At 42.5% G+C, this 17,320-nt stretch carries 19 protein-coding genes; 18 read left to right on the top strand and 1 reads right to left on the bottom strand.

Going from position 1 to position 17,320, the window contains the following annotated elements:
- Window positions 1-56 precede the first annotated feature (56 nt).
- The 15 genes from remA (at window position 57) to spoVM (ending at window position 13,916) form a co-directional block, all read left to right on the top strand.
- Window positions 57-326, top strand: a complete 270-nt coding sequence (gene remA / locus MHB38_RS08015; protein ID WP_008344898.1) for an extracellular matrix/biofilm regulator RemA — start codon at window positions 57-59, stop codon at window positions 324-326.
- 9 nt (window positions 327-335) lie between these two features.
- Window positions 336-950, top strand: a complete 615-nt coding sequence (gene gmk, locus MHB38_RS08020; protein WP_007499680.1) for a guanylate kinase — start codon at window positions 336-338, stop codon at window positions 948-950.
- Between the two features lie 3 nt (window positions 951-953).
- A complete protein-coding gene (gene rpoZ, locus MHB38_RS08025) occupies window positions 954-1,157 on the top strand; it encodes a DNA-directed RNA polymerase subunit omega (protein WP_008344896.1) in 204 nt (67 codons plus the stop codon).
- 115 nt (window positions 1,158-1,272) lie between these two features.
- Window positions 1,273-2,490: a bifunctional phosphopantothenoylcysteine decarboxylase/phosphopantothenate--cysteine ligase CoaBC gene (coaBC, locus tag MHB38_RS08030; protein WP_017367218.1), complete on the top strand. Its 1,218-nt coding sequence runs from the start codon at window positions 1,273-1,275 to the stop codon at window positions 2,488-2,490.
- The gene (gene priA / locus MHB38_RS08035; protein WP_224559772.1) at window positions 2,487-4,895 is read left to right on the top strand and encodes a primosomal protein N'; all 2,409 of its coding nucleotides are present in this window, start codon (window positions 2,487-2,489) and stop codon (window positions 4,893-4,895) included. The genes coaBC and priA overlap by 4 nt, the downstream gene beginning before the upstream one ends.
- 15 nt (window positions 4,896-4,910) lie before the next feature.
- Window positions 4,911-5,393, top strand: coding sequence for a peptide deformylase (gene def / locus MHB38_RS08040; protein WP_017359337.1), 483 nt, complete (start codon window positions 4,911-4,913; stop codon window positions 5,391-5,393).
- A gap of 5 nt (window positions 5,394-5,398) precedes the next feature.
- Window positions 5,399-6,352, top strand: coding sequence for a methionyl-tRNA formyltransferase (gene fmt / locus MHB38_RS08045; RefSeq protein WP_017359336.1), 954 nt, complete (start codon window positions 5,399-5,401; stop codon window positions 6,350-6,352).
- The gene (rsmB, locus tag MHB38_RS08050) at window positions 6,339-7,682 is read left to right on the top strand and encodes a 16S rRNA (cytosine(967)-C(5))-methyltransferase RsmB (protein ID WP_341003042.1); all 1,344 of its coding nucleotides are present in this window, start codon (window positions 6,339-6,341) and stop codon (window positions 7,680-7,682) included. The genes fmt and rsmB overlap by 14 nt, the downstream gene beginning before the upstream one ends.
- A gap of 3 nt (window positions 7,683-7,685) precedes the next feature.
- Window positions 7,686-8,774, top strand: coding sequence for a 23S rRNA (adenine(2503)-C(2))-methyltransferase RlmN (gene rlmN / locus MHB38_RS08055; RefSeq protein WP_017367222.1), 1,089 nt, complete (start codon window positions 7,686-7,688; stop codon window positions 8,772-8,774).
- A gap of 3 nt (window positions 8,775-8,777) precedes the next feature.
- Complete coding sequence (locus MHB38_RS08060) at window positions 8,778-9,548, top strand: Stp1/IreP family PP2C-type Ser/Thr phosphatase (protein ID WP_017367223.1); 771 nt, start codon at window positions 8,778-8,780, stop codon at window positions 9,546-9,548.
- Window positions 9,542-11,497 carry a Stk1 family PASTA domain-containing Ser/Thr kinase gene (pknB, locus tag MHB38_RS08065; RefSeq protein ID WP_277687765.1) on the top strand — a complete coding sequence of 652 codons (1,956 nt, stop codon included), beginning with the start codon at window positions 9,542-9,544 and terminating at the stop codon, window positions 11,495-11,497. Before MHB38_RS08060 ends, pknB begins: the two co-directional genes overlap by 7 nt.
- 12 nt (window positions 11,498-11,509) lie before the next feature.
- Window positions 11,510-12,406 carry a ribosome small subunit-dependent GTPase A gene (gene rsgA, locus MHB38_RS08070; protein ID WP_019743292.1) on the top strand — a complete coding sequence of 299 codons (897 nt, stop codon included), beginning with the start codon at window positions 11,510-11,512 and terminating at the stop codon, window positions 12,404-12,406.
- Window positions 12,407-12,409: 3 nt separating this feature from the next.
- Window positions 12,410-13,060, top strand: a complete 651-nt coding sequence (gene rpe, locus MHB38_RS08075; RefSeq protein WP_007499663.1) for a ribulose-phosphate 3-epimerase — start codon at window positions 12,410-12,412, stop codon at window positions 13,058-13,060.
- Window positions 13,061-13,119: 59 nt separating this feature from the next.
- The gene (locus MHB38_RS08080; protein ID WP_341003047.1) at window positions 13,120-13,764 is read left to right on the top strand and encodes a thiamine diphosphokinase; all 645 of its coding nucleotides are present in this window, start codon (window positions 13,120-13,122) and stop codon (window positions 13,762-13,764) included.
- A 71-nt stretch (window positions 13,765-13,835) separates the two neighbouring features.
- Window positions 13,836-13,916: a stage V sporulation protein SpoVM gene (gene spoVM, locus MHB38_RS08085; protein WP_008354550.1), complete on the top strand. Its 81-nt coding sequence runs from the start codon at window positions 13,836-13,838 to the stop codon at window positions 13,914-13,916.
- 69 nt (window positions 13,917-13,985) lie between these two features.
- Here the strand turns inward: spoVM and rpmB are convergent, their stop codons facing one another.
- Window positions 13,986-14,174, bottom strand: coding sequence for a 50S ribosomal protein L28 (gene rpmB / locus MHB38_RS08090; RefSeq protein WP_003212514.1), 189 nt, complete (start codon window positions 14,172-14,174; stop codon window positions 13,986-13,988).
- Window positions 14,175-14,445: 271 nt separating this feature from the next.
- Here rpmB and MHB38_RS08095 point away from each other — a divergent pair, with 271 nt between their 5' ends.
- The 3 genes from MHB38_RS08095 to sdaAB all read left to right on the top strand — a co-directional run bounded on the left by MHB38_RS08095 (window position 14,446) and on the right by sdaAB (window position 17,309).
- Window positions 14,446-14,808 carry an Asp23/Gls24 family envelope stress response protein gene (locus MHB38_RS08095; protein ID WP_008344871.1) on the top strand — a complete coding sequence of 121 codons (363 nt, stop codon included), beginning with the start codon at window positions 14,446-14,448 and terminating at the stop codon, window positions 14,806-14,808.
- Between the two features lie 15 nt (window positions 14,809-14,823).
- Window positions 14,824-16,497 carry a DAK2 domain-containing protein gene (locus tag MHB38_RS08100; RefSeq protein WP_025207321.1) on the top strand — a complete coding sequence of 558 codons (1,674 nt, stop codon included), beginning with the start codon at window positions 14,824-14,826 and terminating at the stop codon, window positions 16,495-16,497.
- 149 nt (window positions 16,498-16,646) lie between these two features.
- A complete protein-coding gene (gene sdaAB, locus MHB38_RS08105; protein WP_017367229.1) occupies window positions 16,647-17,309 on the top strand; it encodes an L-serine ammonia-lyase, iron-sulfur-dependent subunit beta in 663 nt (220 codons plus the stop codon).
- The last annotated feature ends 11 nt before the right edge of the window (window positions 17,310-17,320 follow it).

A 17,320-nucleotide genomic window follows, 5' to 3' on the forward strand; every position in this document is an offset into this window, starting at 1 on the left:
AGTGCGTCTCTTTCGGCGAGACTAGAGACGTTTATATTACAGGGGGACGTTAGAAGATGACCATAAAGTTGATCAATATCGGATTTGGAAACATCATTTCAGCGAATCGGATGATTTCGATCGTCAGTCCGGAATCAGCACCGATTAAACGAATGATACAAGACGCAAGAGATCGAGGCATGCTCATTGATGCGACATACGGAAGAAGAACCCGTGCTGTTGTCATTATGGACAGTGACCATGTCATCTTATCTGCCGTTCAGCCTGAGACTGTCGCGCAAAGACTTTCTGTAAAAGAAGAAATCATAGATGAAGGGCAGGGGTAATACGCCATTATGAAAGAAAGAGGACTTTTAATCGTTCTCTCTGGACCTTCGGGAGTTGGAAAAGGAACGGTCAGACAAGCCATTTTCTCCCAGGAAGATACGAAATTTGAATACTCTATTTCTGTGACAACCCGCAAACCGCGTGAAGGTGAAAGAAATGGTGTTGATTATTTCTTTAAAACCAGGGAAGAATTTGAACATATGATTGAAAACAAAAAGCTGTTAGAATGGGCAGAATATGTCGGGAATTACTACGGCACGCCTGTTGACTATGTAGAACAAACATTGAGCGAAGGAAAAGATGTTTTCCTTGAAATCGAAGTGCAAGGTGCACTTCAAGTAAGAGAAGCATTCCCGGAAGGTCTCTTTATTTTCCTTGCACCGCCAAGTCTTTCAGAACTTCAAAACCGCATTATTACACGCGGGACAGAATCTGAGGATCTCATCCGTAACCGAATGGCTGCTGCAAAAGAAGAAATTGAAATGATGGATGCTTATGACTATGTCGTTGAAAACGACGATGTCGAGCTTGCATGTGAAAGAATTAAAGCGATCGTCCTTGCAGAGCACCTGCGAAGAGACAGAGTCGCACCAAGATATAAAAAAATGCTGGGGGTAGAATAAACCATGTTAGATCCTTCAATTGACTCATTGATGAACAAACTTGACTCAAAATATACACTTGTCACAGTGTCTGCACGCCGTGCACGTGAAATGCAAATCCATCAAGATCAACAAATCGAAAACACAAAATCCTACAAATTTGTAGGGAAAGCTCTTGAAGAAATCGATGCTGGTCTTTTGACATTTGAAAAAGAAGAGCAAGAATAACATCGCTTCTGCCATGCAGATACGATACGTTCAAAAAAGTCAAAACTATGATTGGTTTTGACTTTTTTGAATTGTAGACGAATTTGTGAAAAAGGCCGTTAAGGGGGACAAACAAATGTTACAGTCAAAAAATATTTTACTCGGCGTCAGCGGAGGAATCGCCGTATATAAAGCAGCTGCACTCACTAGTAAACTCGTACAGGCAGGCGCAAACGTAAGAGTGATTATGACAGAATCTGCCCGTGAGTTTGTGTCTCCGCTCACCTTTCAAGCCCTATCTCGGCATGAGGTGTATGTGGATACATTTAAAGAAAACAATCCAAAAGTCATTGCGCATATTGATGTAGCTGACTGGGCCGATCTCATTCTTGTTGCCCCTGCAACAGCACATACCATTGGTAAAATGGCCGCAGGACTTGCTGATGATATGCTCACAACGACCTTGCTTGCTTCAACAGCTCCTGTATGGGTTGCACCGGCTATGAATGTGCACATGTATGACCATCCAGCTGTCAAGCGGAACATCCGCACTTTATATGAAGACGGCTACCGGTTTATAGAGCCAAGTGAAGGCTATTTAGCATGCGGCTACATTGGAAAAGGACGCTTAGAGGAGCCTGAAAAAATTGTTGAACACATTCGTGCGTTTTTTGATGAGCCAACCAGCTTGCCGCTTTCAGGTAAAAAAGTTGTGGTCACAGCTGGCCCTACACGAGAAGTGATCGACCCTGTTCGTTTTCTTTCAAATCGATCTTCTGGGAAAATGGGCTATGCCATTGCAGAAGCTGCCGAGCAAATGGGGGCTGATGTCACGCTCATTTCAGGACCTGTTTCGTTGACTGCGCCTGAGCATGTGGATGTGGTGCAAGTGGAATCGGCTGAGGAGATGTATCAAGCAGCGTTAGATGTATACGAGACAGCAGATATCGTGATTAAATCAGCAGCCGTTGCTGATTATACGCCTGTCACGACGTATTCTCATAAAATGAAAAAACAAGACGGTGCACTAGCGGTTGAATTTAAGCGGACGAAAGATATTTTAAAAGAGCTTGGGAAAAGAAAAGAACATCAGGTGCTAGTCGGCTTTGCAGCTGAGACACAAGATGTAGAATACTATGCGAAAAAGAAAATCGAATCCAAGCATTTAGATATGATTGTCGCGAACAATGTTGCAGCAGAGGGCGCAGGCTTTGGCACAGATACGAATGTCGCAGCATTGATCAAAGCAGACGGAACAAAAAAAGAGCTGCCAATGATGAGTAAAAAAGACCTTGCCTTTGAAATCTTACAGGAGGCAAAACAGCTGCTGCCAAAAGAGCGTGATCGAGCATGATTGCTGAAGTGATCGTCGATGTCACAACGAAAGCCATTGACAGGCCATTTGACTATCGTGTGCCAGACCGCTTTAAAGGCCTTGTCAAGGCTGGTATGAGGGTAGTAGTTCCTTTTGGACCAAGGAAGATTCAAGGGTTTGTGACAAAAATCAAAGAAGAAACAGACGTACAGTCAGGAAACATCAAGGACATTGTCGATTTATTTGATTTATCTCCTGTTCTGACAGATGAGCTATTGGAGCTTTCCCACTGGCTGACGGAAAAAACATTGTCCTATCATATTACGGCGCTTCAATCGATGCTTCCTGCAGCGATGAAAGCCAAATATGAAAAAGAAATTCAGGTGTTATCAGCTGAGGAACTTCCGCAGTCATTGAAAGAGCTTTTCGGTCAGCAAGAGAGCATCCTTTACGCTGACATTCCGCCTGAACAGCTGAAGCCTATTCAAAAGCATGTCCAAAAAGGTCATCTAGAAGTCAGATATCACGTCTCGCAAAAATCCGGAAAGAAAAAGGTGCGGACACTTCAGACAGCTGTTTCAAAAGAAAAACTTGAAGAAAAGCAGGAACAGTTAAAGAAAAATGCGGTGAAACAGAAGGCGCTGCTTGCTTTTTTACTTCAATCGAATGAAACGACGTTTTTAGCAAAAGATTTGCAGCAGCAAACAGGTGCTAGTTCTCAAACGATAAAAGCCTTGATTCAAGAAGGTCTGTTAACAGAAAGCTATGAAGAGATTTATCGAGATCCTTATCGGGATAAGGAGTTTACACCATCTACTCCTCTTGATCTCACAACAGAGCAAGCAGAAGCGGCAAAACCCATTCATCAAGCAGTGAGCGATGACAAACATGAAACGTTTTTACTGCACGGAGTCACAGGAAGCGGTAAAACCGAAATTTATTTACAGACGATTGATCATGTCCTCCAAAAGGGAAAAGAAGCGATCGTCCTAGTTCCTGAAATTTCATTAACGCCTCAAATGGTCCAGCGTTTTAAAGAGCGCTTCGGGTCCAATGTGGCTGTTCTTCATAGCGGCTTATCGACTGGGGAAAAATACGATGAATGGCGGAAAATCCACCGCAAGGAAGTCAAGCTTGTCGTTGGCGCAAGATCGGCTGTTTTTGCCCCGTTTGAGAATCTAGGAATGATCATTATAGATGAAGAACACGAATCGTCATATAAACAAGAAGAAATGCCTCGGTATCATGCGAAAGATGTGGCCATTGAACGAGCAGGGCGGCACCAATGTCCGGTTGTATTAGGCAGTGCAACGCCTTCACTTGAGTCATATGCGCGTGCGAAAAAGGGTGTGTATACACTGCTGACGCTCAAACGGCGCGTCAATCAGCAGCAGCTGCCGCACGTTTCGTTAATTGATATGAGAGAAGAATTAAGAAACGGCAACCGCTCCATGTTCTCAGAAGAATTAATGCTCAGGTTAAAAGAAGTACTTGAAAGAAAAGAACAGGCTGTTTTATTTCTAAATAAAAGAGGCTATTCATCCTTTGTGATGTGCCGTGATTGCGGATATGTGGAACAATGTCCACATTGTGAGATTTCTCTCACTTATCACCGCTTTCAAAAACGGCTGAAGTGCCATTACTGCGGTCACGAAGCTCCTGTACCTGCAGAATGTCCAGAATGCCATAGTGAGCATATTCGCTATTTTGGTACAGGCACGCAGCGTGTGGAAGAAGAGTTGACGAAGGTATTGCCAGAAGCAAGGGTCATCCGAATGGATGTAGATACAACCTCTCGGAAAGGCGCGCACGAAAAGCTTCTCACGTCCTTTGGTAACAAAGAAGCGGACATTCTGCTTGGGACGCAAATGATTGCAAAAGGATTAGACTTCCCAGATGTTACACTTGTCGGTGTCCTTAGTGCGGATACGTCTCTTCACATCCCTGATTTTCGTTCAAGTGAAAAAACGTTTCAGCTTCTTACACAAGTAAGCGGACGGGCGGGACGTCATGAAAAAGCGGGGTCAGTCATTATTCAATCATATACACCTACGCATTATAGTATTGAATTAACCAAACAGCATGATTATGAAGCCTTTTATGAGCAGGAGATGTTGCACCGTCGTCATCAGTCCTATCCGCCATTTTATTTTTTGGCGATGGTGACTGTATCACATGAAGAAGTGACAAAGGCAGCGCATGTCACAGACAAAATTGTTCAGTTCCTGAAAATGAATTGTGCACCGAATACAAGGATTCTCGGTCCTGCTGCTTCTCCGATCGCTAAGATCAAAGATAGATATCGATATCAATGCGTGATAAAATACAAAAGGGAAAATGAACTGGCAAGTTTATTACGGAAAATACAAGATCATTATCAAAAAGAAATGGAACAAAAACAGTTGATGATATCAATCGATATGAATCCATATATGATGATGTAAAACGGAGGTCTTTTCGTGGCAATCAAACCGATAGTCTTACATCCTGCAGACGTGCTTGAACAACAAACAGAGCTTGTTGATACATTCGATAAAAAACTGAAAAAACTGCTGGATGATATGTATGATACAATGCTTGAACTAGATGGAGTCGGCCTAGCCGCACCGCAAATTGGCATCTCAAAAAGAATTGCCGTGGTCGATATCGGAGAAGATTCTGGGAGGATTGACTTGGTAAATCCTGAGATTCTTGAAGTGGAAGGGAGCCAGACAGACATTGAAGGCTGCCTGAGCTTTCCATCTTTGTACGGAACGGTTGAAAGACCAAATTATGTGAAGGTGAAAGCCTTTGATAAGAAAGGCAAACCATTTACAATAGAAGCAGAAGGATTTTTAGCAAGAGCTTTATTGCATGAAATTGATCACTTAGACGGCGTATTATTCACGTCGAAGATCATTCAAACCTATACAGAAAAAGAACTTGCGGAAATGGAAGGGTGAAGAAAATGGCACGTATCGTATTTATGGGAACCCCTGATTTCTCAGTACCTGTGCTGCAAACACTTATAACAGAAGGATACGAAGTGGTAGGGGTCGTCACACAGCCAGATCGCCCGAAAGGCAGAAAACGAGTGCTCACGCCGCCTCCTGTAAAAGTAGAAGCCTTAAAACACGGCATTCCAGTTTTACAGCCTGAAAAGGTACGTCTTGATGAAGAAATTGATAAAGTGCTTGCGTTAAAGCCAGATTTAATCGTAACAGCAGCATTCGGACAAATCTTGCCAAAAAGATTACTTGATGAACCTGAATTTGGCTGTATCAACGTTCATGCCTCACTGCTGCCAGAACTAAGAGGCGGTGCACCGATCCATTATGCGATCCTGCAAGGCAAAAAGAAAACAGGCGTGACGATCATGTATATGGTGGAAAAGCTTGATGCAGGTGACATGATTAGCAAAGTAGAAGTAGAAATTGATGAATTAGACAACGTCGGAACACTGCACGATAAATTAAGTGTGGCTGGTGCGGCCTTATTAAAAGACACCGTTCCAAATGTGTTAAGCAGGTCTATCTCGCCAATTCCGCAAAATGAAGAGGCAGCAACGTATGCACCAAATATTAAGCGTGAGCAGGAAAGGTTAGACTGGACAAAACCAGGAGAAGAGCTTTACAACCAAGTTCGCGGCTTAAATCCATGGCCAGTTGCCTATACTGAATGGAACGGCGCCAACTTAAAAGTATGGGAAGCGAAAAAAGTGCCGCTTCAAGCACCAGAAGAACCTGGGAAAGTGATTGAGCTTCAAAAAGAAGGACCAGTCGTTGGAACAGGAAATCAGCAAGGCCTTTTATTAACGAGTGTACAGCCCGCTGGAAAGAAAAAAATGAGCGGTGAAGACTTCTTAAGAGGCGCAAATATCGAAATTGGACAGAAATTAGGGTTAATCAATGAAGAAAAGTAATGTGAGAGAAGTAGCGCTGGACGCTTTAATCAAACTCGAACAAAATCAAGCCTACAGTAACTTGCTTTTGCAGTCAGTGATGAAAGAGAAAGAACTCTCCGATCAAGACAAACCGCTATTAACAGAACTTGTATACGGTACACTGCAAAACAAGCTAGCACTTGATTATATGCTCACACCCTTTGTGAAAAAACCGCAAAAGGTGGCTCCATGGGTCATGCAGCTTTTGCGTATGTCTCTTTATCAGATGGTTTATCTTGAAAAAATTCCAGATCGTGCAGCCATCCATGAAGCAGTGGAACTAACGAAAAAGCGCGGACATAAAGGCATTTCTTCACTAGTCAACGGCGTTTTGCGTTCCGTGCAAAGAGAAGGCGTGCCAGCATTTGATGCGATTAAAGATCCGGTAAAAAGGCTTTCAATAGAGACAAGCCATCCATTGTGGCTCGTACAAGAATGGGTGGAGGCGTACGGTTTTGAAGCAGCAGAAAGCATGTGCCGTATTCATTTAGTCCCGCCAAAGCAGACATTGCGTGTCAATCGAATGAAAAAAGACCGCACTGCACTGCAGCAAGAACTCATGGATGCAGGAATTGAAACAGAGCTCGGCGACTTATCTGAGGATGCACTCAAACTCATGAAAGGATCTATCGTATCCACTCCTTTCTTTCAAGAGGGCTTTGTCACGATCCAAGATGAAAGCTCCATGCTTGTCGCAAGAGCGCTGGACCCTCAGCCGGGAGAAATGGTGCTTGATGCCTGTGCCGCTCCTGGTGGTAAATCAACACATATCGCAGAGCGAATGAACGATGAGGGGAACATTGTGTCTCTTGATTTACATGAGCACAAAGTAAAACTGATTAAACAGGCAGCAAAGCGTCTGAACTTAACGCATATTGATGCAAAAGCGCTTGATGCAAGAAAAGCATCCGACCATTATGATGATGCTTCGTTTGACCGTATTCTCATTGATGCACCATGTTCAGGTTTTGGCGTCATCAGACGAAAACCAGATATGAAATATACAAAGTCCTCGGAAGACTCAGCAAGACTTGCGACAATTCAGCAATCGATCTTGCATGAAGCAGCCCAGCTGCTAAAGCCAGGCGGAACCCTTGTATACAGTACATGTACAATGGATCCAACAGAAAATCAACAAGTGATTCATGCGTTTTTACAAGAACACCAAGACTTCGAACCCGATCTATCTCTTAATGAACGGCTGCCTGAGCAGGTTGCTCCGTTTGTTCAAAACGGAAGTGTACAAATTCTTCCTCATTATTTCGGAACAGATGGTTTCTTTATTTGCAGCATGAGAAAGAAGGGATAAAAAATGACAGAACAAAAACAAAAAGTAAGAAAAGAACTGAAAACAGATATGCCGTCGATCTACTCATTTGAGCTAAACGAAATCAAAGAATGGTTAAAGGAACAAGGCGAAAAGCCTTTCCGTGCAACACAAATTTTCGAGTGGCTTTATGAAAAACGCGTCACATCCTTTGATGAAATGTCTAACCTTTCAAAGGAATTAAGAGAAAAATTAAAAGATCAATTCGCCATCACGACTTTAAAAACAGTGATCAAACAAACATCTCAAGATGGAACGATCAAGTTCTTATTTGAATTACACGATGGCTATACCATTGAAACCGTGCTGATGCGCCACGAATACGGCAACTCTGTCTGCGTCACAACACAGGTTGGCTGCCGGATTGGTTGTACATTCTGTGCATCTACACTTGGCGGTTTGAAACGTAACCTTGAGGCGGGAGAAATTGTGGCCCAAGTATTGAAAGTACAACAGGCGCTTGATGAAACAGATGAACGCGTCAGCTCAGTTGTCATCATGGGAATTGGCGAACCGTTTGATAACTTTGATGAGATGCTTGCATTCCTTAAAATCATTAACCATGATAACGGCTTAAATATTGGAGCACGTCATATTACCGTTTCGACGAGCGGGATCATTCCAAAGATTTATCAATTTGCTGATGAGCAAATGCAAATCAACTTTGCTGTCTCCCTGCACGCACCAAATACTGACATTCGAAGCCGCCTCATGCCAATCAACAAGGCATACAAGCTGCCAAAATTAATGGAAGCTATTGAATACTACATTCAAAAAACAGGCAGACGCGTGAGCTTTGAATACGGTCTGTTTGGCGGAGTCAATGATCAAGTCCATCACGCAGAAGAACTTGCTGATTTATTAAAAGGAATCAAATGCCATGTAAACCTCATCCCGGTGAACTATGTACCAGAAAGAGATTACGTGAGAACACCAAGAGAACAAATCTTCCTATTTGAAAAAACGCTGAAAGAACGAGGCGTAAACGTAACGATTAGACGAGAGCAAGGCCATGATATTGATGCTGCTTGCGGTCAGCTAAGAGCGAAGGAGCGTCAGGAAGAGACGAGGTGACGAATGTTGATAAGGGCAGCCTTTCAAACCGATACAGGAAAAGTCCGTCAGCATAATGAAGATGATGCAGGTATTTTTGAAGCAAAAGAAGACACACTTCTAGCTGTTGTAGCAGATGGAATGGGAGGTCATCTTGCTGGTGATGTAGCCAGCAAGATGGCAGTTTCTTCTTTAAAAGAATACTGGCAGGAAACATCTTCAATTCCAAATAAACCAGCCGATCAAGAGAATTGGTTAATCTCAAAAATTAGTGAAATTAATGACCAAGTATACGAACATGCGAAAAACAATGAGGAGTGCCAAGGAATGGGGACGACCATCGTTTGTGCGCTCGTTCATTTGCAAACGGTCACAATTGCCCATATTGGTGACAGCCGCTGCTACTTGCTAAGAGAAGGAGCACTGACCCAATTAACAGATGATCACTCACTAGTGAATGAGTTAGTGAAAACAGGAGAGATTTCAAAAGCGGATGCAGAATATCATCCAAGAAAAAATGTGCTGACCAAAGCGTTAGGAACGGATAAACACGTTCAAATTGATGCACGAACTTTTGAAGTGGATCCAGGAGATCAAATTTTGCTTTGCTCAGACGGGTTATCGAATAAAGTAGAAGAAGAGCATTTGATTCAGATTTTATCGCAAACAACCGCACCAGATGAAAAAGTAACAGAGTTAGTTCAAACAGCGAATGACAACGGCGGTGAAGATAACATTACAGCAGTACTGTTAGAAATCTCCTCCCAAACAGAGGAGGGTGACAGCAAGTGTTGATCGGAAAAAGGATCAGCGGCCGTTATCAAATTCTTCGCGCCATAGGCGGAGGCGGAATGGCCAACGTTTATTTGGCGGAGGATATGATTTTAGATCGCGAAGTGGCGATTAAAATTTTACGGTTTGACTTTGCAAGCGATGATGATTTTATTAGACGGTTCCGGCGAGAAGCGCAATCAGCAGCCAGCTTAGATCATCCGAATATTGTCAGTATCTACGATGTAGGGGAAGAAGATGACATTTATTATATTGTCATGGAATATGTCGAGGGGATGACGCTGAAGGAATACATACACGCCAATGGACCACTTCATCCAAAAGAAGCCGTTCGCATCATGGAGCAAGTCGTTGCGGCGATGGAAGAAGCCCATGCGAAACAGCTCGTCCATAGAGATATTAAGCCTCACAATATATTAATAGACAACTTAGGGAATATCAAAGTCACTGATTTTGGCATTGCCATGGCACTTAGCTCAGCGACCATTACCCATACGAATTCTGTTCTTGGCTCCGTGCATTATTTGTCCCCAGAGCAAGCGCGCGGCGGTCTTGCAACGAAAAAGTCAGACATTTATTCACTTGGTATTGTTCTTTATGAGCTGATTTCAGGACGCATGCCATTTGAAGGAGAATCCGCTGTCAGTGTCGCACTGAAGCATTTGCAATCAGAGCCGCCATCTGTGAGAAGATGGAATCCTTCTGTACCACAAAGCGTGGAGAACATCATTTTAAAAGCGATGGCCAAAGATCCATTCTATCGATACGAAGATGCATCTGAAATGCAAAAAGACTTAAAAACGGCTTTTGACCCTGCAAGACTAAAAGAAAAGCGCTTTGTCATTGAAGAAGATCATGAAGCAACAAAAGCCATTCCTATTATAAAAGATCATCAAGTCGATCAAGACAATGAAAAAACAGCCGTCCACCCGGTTCAAAAACCAAAGAAAAAAGAGAAGCAAAAGCCGAAGAAAAAACGGAAAAAATGGCCGTGGATTGTAGCGTCGATCTTATTTGTTTTGACGGCTGCGACCATTTTAGCGATCACGGTATTCCCAGGATTACTCTTTCCAAAGGATGTAGAGGTGACCGATGTTTCTGGCATGACTGTTGAAAAAGCGGAAGACACCTTGAAGAAAGCCGGATTTACCGTCGCTTCTGAACCCATTGATATTGCCGACGAGAAGATTGAAAAAGGGCTGGTTGTCAAAACAGACCCGAAAATCGGAACTAAGGTAAAAGAAGGGACAGAAATTCAGCTTTATCAAAGTACAGGTAAAGAAAAAACCGAATTACCTGATGTAACAGGTGAAAAGGTCGAGAAAGCAAAAGAACTATTAGAGAAAAAAGGGTTTAAACAGGTTGTTGTAGAGGAAGTGAATGATAATGACATAGAATCAGGTATTGTCATGGAACAGAAACCTTCCGCGAATACAGAACTTGTCGCAGCAGATGAAGAAGTCACATTGACCGTCAGTATAGGCCCTGCCGATATTACCTTACGGGATTTAACGACGTATAGTAAACAGGCCGCATCAAATTATCTAGAGGATAATGGACTAAAGCTAGATGAAAAAGAAGCATATTCTGACGATGTGCCGAAAGGTGAGGTCATGAAGCAGGAACCGGGAGCGGGGACAGCTGTTAAACCTGGTGATACGGTTAAAATTACGTTCTCTCTTGGACCAAAAGAGAAACCGGCCAAAACGGTGACTGAAAAGATTGCGATCCCGTATGAACCAGAAACAGAAGGACAAGAAATGAATGTTCAAATATCTATTGATGACGCAGAACATAGCATTTCTGATTTATATGAAAACTTTAAAATCACTGCGCCCACTGAGCGAACGATTAAATTTAAGATAGAACCTGGTCAAAAAGGATACTATCAGGTGACAGTGGATGATAAAGTAGTGAGCTCCAAAACGATTGAATACCCTGATGATGAATAAAGGAGGGACTTTATGCCTGAGGGCAAAATTATTAAAGCATTAAGCGGATTTTATTATGTGCTAGATGAGTCTCTAGAAAGTGGCAAAGTAATTCAGTGTAGAGCGAGAGGGATTTTTCGTAAAAACAAAATAACCCCTCTTGTTGGAGATTATGTCGTCTATCAAGCAGATAACGATAAGGAAGGCTATTTGCTGGAAGTAAAAGAGCGGACAAATGAGCTGATTCGGCCGCCTATTAGCAACGTTGATCAAGCTGTGCTCGTTTTCTCAGCAGCAGAGCCGACCTTTAGTACATCGCTTTTAGACAGATTCCTAGTGCTTGTTGAAGAGAGCCAGATTGAACCGATTATCTGCATCACAAAAATGGACTTGCTGAAAACAGACCAAGAGCGAGAAACGATTCAAGCCTATGCAGAAGACTATCGCCAAATTGGATACGACGTTCATTTAACATCGACGATCGAAGGGGATGGAATTGAAAAACTGACCCCGCATTTCCATCACAAGATTACTGTATTTGCAGGTCAATCAGGTGTAGGGAAGTCTTCTCTCTTAAATGCGATGAGTCCTGATTTAGCACTGAAAACAAATGATATTTCCTCCCATCTTGGCAGGGGGAAACATACAACAAGACATGTGGAACTCATTCGAACGGCTGAAGGGCTCATTGCTGATACACCAGGATTCAGCTCACTTGAATTTACAGGCATCGAAGCGGAAGATTTAGGGCTCTATTTCTTAGAAATCAGAGAGAAGAGTGCAGAATGTAAATTTAGAGGCTGTTTGCACGTAAAAGAACCTGGATGTGCGGTAAAAGAGGCAGTAGAACACGATCGCATCAGAGAGTATCGCTATCAGCATTATTTAGAGTTTTTAACTGAAATTAAAGACAGAAAGCCGAGGTACTAAATCATGGTTTATATTGCCCCATCCATTTTATCAGCCGATTTTGCCAATCTTGCGAAAGATATCCGTGATGTGGAACAAGGTGGTGCGGATTATATTCATATTGATGTGATGGACGGTCATTTTGTACCGAATATGACATTTGGACCAAATGTAGTGGAGGCGATCAGGCCGCATACAAAGCTGCCGCTCGATGTTCACTTAATGATTGAGCAGCCAGACCAGTATATCCCTGCATTTGCAAAAGCGGGCGCTGATATTATTTCTGTTCATGTCGAGGCGTGTCCACACTTACATCGCACGATTCAGCATATAAAAGAACAAGGTGTCAAAGCAGGGGTCGTTTTGAACCCGCACACACCCGTTTCTCAAATCGCGCATGTATTAGAGGATGTTGACCTAGTCTTATTCATGACGGTGAACCCTGGTTTTGGCGGACAGGCGTTTATTCCTTCTGTTCTCTCAAAGGTAAAAGAAGTAAAGACACTTAGTGAACAAAAGGGCTTAACCGATTTACTCATTGAAATAGATGGCGGTGTCAATGTAGAGACAGCAAAGAGCTGCAAAGAAGCAGGCGCTAATCTACTGGTTGCCGGCTCAGCGGTATATGGGAAAGACGACCGCGCGGCGGCCATTCAGGCCATTCGAGAAGCATAAGAAAAAGAACCAAAGTCATTGTGATCTTTGGTTCTTTTTCAATGGAGAGGAGCGTAATCATGCACATACGTATCGTAGCCGGCGGTCCTTTTGCGTACATCCCGCCGCTTGATCATGAAGCATCTGAGGAGGACATTCTCTGGGTCGGCGTAGATCGGGGAAGCCTTTTCTTACTAGAGCATGGCATTGTACCTGACAGAGCATTTGGTGATTTTGATAGTGTGACAGAAGAGGAGCTTCATGAACTGAAAAAGAAATTGCCTGCACTCAATCTATTTCAGGCAGAGAAAGATGAAACGGATTTAGAACTTGCGCTGAACTGGTCTTTGCGTCAGAATCCAGCACATATTCAAATTTACGGTATCACAGGCGGAAGAGCAGATCATTTTCTTGGGAATATCCATCTCCTTTATAAAGGCATTCAGCACAAACAGAGCATGACCCTTGTAGACAAACAAAATATCATTCAAATGTTTGGACCTGGTACATACGAAATCAAACAAGACCCGGATAAAAAATATGTGTCGTTTTTGCCCTTCGGTACATCGGTTGAAAAGCTGACATTAAAAGGTTTCAAATATCCTCTGAAAAATTGTCATATTGAGCCTGGTTCCACACTATGTATTAGTAACGAACTCATCCACTCAAATGGTACTTTTTCTTTTCATGAAGGCATATTAATAATGGTAAGAAGCAAAGATTGACCAACCTATCAATGTGGATGGCTGATTAAGCTCAATTGTGCTGCAAGCGGTACTTTTAGGAGGGGGACAAAATGAAATTTTATACAATCAAACTGCCTAGATTTCTTGGCGGCATTGTCCGTGCGATGCTTGGTTCATTTAAGAAAGATTAATGAGTATTCTCCTTTATTTCCACATAAAAACGCCTGCTACAGTTAAATGTAGCAGGCGTTTACTCTTGCTTATACACGCTCAACTTTACCAGATTTCAAAGCTCGAGCTGATACATATACTCTTTTAGGCTTACCGTCCACTAGAATACGAACTTTTTGAAGGTTCGCGCCCCATGTACGTTTTGTAGAGTTCATTGCGTGAGAACGGTTGTTCCCAGCTTTTGTTTTTCTGCCTGTAATAACGCATTTACGTGCCATTTGTTTCCCTCCTAACTGCGAAAACATCATCATATTCTTCATATACGTACTTAGAGATGCCTCAAGATACTTTAATAATTTACCACAGCTTCAAGGGGTTTGCAAGGATTGTTTACTCCTCTTTCAAGAAAAATACCTTGACATCTTGATAAAAAATCAAGGCTATAGTATAAGTAGGATTGGGTCGGATTGAATGATTTCTTTTAAAAAGAAGGGTCTTATAGTAAAATAGTGATAACTCAGGGCAATTTCTCAAAAAGGGGGAACCAATGTGTCCATTGAACTTAGAACGAAATACGGACAAATTGATATATCAAATGAAGTCATTGCAATGGTGGCAGGAGGCGCTGCGATCGATTGCTATGGTATTGTTGGCATGGCGTCCAAAAATCAAATAAAGGACGGCTTGACGGATATTCTCCGCAAAGAGAACTTCAGCCGGGGTGTTCTTGTGCGTCAAAAAGAAGATCGCATTCATATTGATATGTACATCATCGTCAGCTACGGTACAAAAATATCAGAAGTCGCACATAATGTTCAAACGAAAGTCAAATATACGATTCATCACACGATTGGACTTTCAGTTGACTCAGTCAACATTTATGTACAAGGAGTAAAAGTTACGAACCCGTAGTAAGGAGGAAATATATTGTCTATTAGAAATCTGGGTGGCCGCTCATTTGCAAAAATGATTCTTGCAGGTGCTCACCATCTTTCTCAAAACGCACAAATTGTTGATGCGTTAAATGTTTTTCCAGTGCCAGACGGAGACACGGGGACAAATATGAATTTGTCAATGACTTCAGGGGCAAAAGCAGTTGAAGAAACAAATACCGATCACATTGGTAAGGTCGGGGTGGCTCTGTCGAAAGGGCTGTTAATGGGGGCAAGAGGAAACTCAGGTGTGATCCTGTCTCAGCTCTTCAGAGGTTTCAGCAAAAATATAGAACAAAAAGAAACAATTGACGCAAAAGAATTTGCGCTTGCCTTGCAGGCCGGTGTTGATACAGCATATAAAGCCGTCATGAAACCGATTGAAGGAACCATCTTAACGGTTGCAAAAGACGCAGCAAAGAAAGCGGTTGCTGTTTCAGCAACAGAAGACCAAATCGATCGTGTGCTAGAATTAACGATTGAGGAAGCAAGAGCATCACTTGACCGAACGCCAGATCTCCTTCCTGTTTTAAAAGAAGTCGGCGTTGTAGATAGCGGCGGTAAAGGGCTTCTTTGTGTATATGAAGGTTTTCTTGCTTCCTTAAGAGGAGAAGAGCTTCCTCCTAAAACGGCCTCTTTGCCAACATTAAAAGAATTAGTGAGTGCAGAGCATCATAAAAGTGCACAAAGTCATATGAACACAGAAGATATTGAATTTGGCTACTGTACAGAATTTATGGTGAAATTTGAAGAAGACAAACAGTCCTTTGACGAAAATGCCTTCAGAGAAGAATTAAGCGAATTCGGAGATTCACTTCTTGTGGTATCTGATGATACGCTTGCAAAAGTTCATATTCATGCAGAGCAGCCGGGAGATGTCTTATCATATGCACAGCGCTACGGCAGCTTGATTAATATGAAAATTGAAAACATGAGAGAGCAGCATAGCTCGATCGTCAATGAAGAAAAAGATCACTCGCCTGCTGCACCAAAAGCAACAGCTGCTGAAAAACAGCGTTTTGGAGTAGTGAGTGTCGCAATGGGAGAAGGGATTGCTGACTTGTTTAAAAGTATCGGAGCATCCGTCGTCATTGAAGGCGGACAGACAATGAATCCGAGCACAGAAGACATTGTCAAAGCAATTGATAGCATTCATGCCGAAACCGTCTTTATCTTACCTAATAATTCTAATATTGTCATGGCAGCTAAACAGGCGGCAACTGTCTCAAGTCGTGAGGTCGTTGTTATTCCGACAAAGACCGTTCCTCAAGGAATGTCGGCACTTCTTTCTCTCAATGAAGCAGCTTCAAATGAAGACAATGAAGCAGCGATGTTAGAAGCGATTGATCATGTGAAAAGCGGCCAAATTACCTTTGCAGTGAGAGATACCCAAATTGATGGGATCGACATTGCCAAAGGCGACTATATGGGCCTATACAATGGAAAAATCACCTTAACAGCTAAAAATCAATTAGATGCAGCAAAAGAGCTTTTGACCCAAATGGTGACAGAAGATGATGAGATTGTCACAATCATCAAAGGGGAAGATGCATCATCTGATGAGATGGAAGCTTTAGAAGCATATATTGAAGACACATTTGAAGATGTAGAAGTTGAAGTCCACGATGGAAAACAGCCGCTTTATTCATATATTTTGGCTGTTGAATAAAGAAAGAAGGGCACATGAAGCCCTTCTTCTTCTTTTGCATTTTTTTACTATGTGTTCATCGGTGAAATGAGTTGCGGGAATCGAATGAATCCATTAGTCTAAAGGGAGTAACAAACCAATCTGTGATTGGTGATGAGAGGGGAAGACCTATGAAATTTAGAAGTGTGTTTGATATTATTGGACCCGTCATGATTGGTCCATCAAGTTCGCACACGGCGGGTGCGGCTCGTATTGGAAGAGTGGCTCGCAGCTTGTTCGGAAGGGAACCGAAACGAATTACTGTGTCGTTTTATGGCTCTTTTAAAGATACGTATAAAGGACACGGGACAGATGTAGCCATTATCGGCGGTGTTCTTGATTTTGATACATTTGATGAACGAATTAAAACAGCGATTGATATTGCAAAAAGCAAAGAAATCGACATTGAGTTTAAAGAAGAAGATGCGGTGCCAGCGCATCCAAATACAGCAAAAGTAGAAATTTCAGATGCGAATGGAAGCCTTGAATTAATCGGGATTTCCATTGGCGGAGGTAAAATTGAAATCACAGAATTAAATGGCTTTGAACTGAGACTCTCAGGGAATCATCCGGCCATTCTTGTGGTTCATAACGACCGCTACGGGACGATTGCAGCAGTTGCCAATGTGTTAGCGAAATTCGCCATCAACATTGGTCATATGGAAGTGGCACGTAAAGAGGTCGGGCAAGAAGCACTCATGACGATTGAAGTGGATCAGAATATTGATCCAGCGGTTTTAACAGAGCTTGAGACGCTGCCAAACATTATTCAAGTCACACAAATTGCAGAGTAACAACAAGGAGG

It is taken from the genome of Bacillus sp. FSL K6-3176 (assembly GCF_038003325.1).
GTDB classification, from domain to species: domain Bacteria; phylum Bacillota; class Bacilli; order Bacillales; family Bacillaceae; genus Bacillus; species Bacillus altitudinis.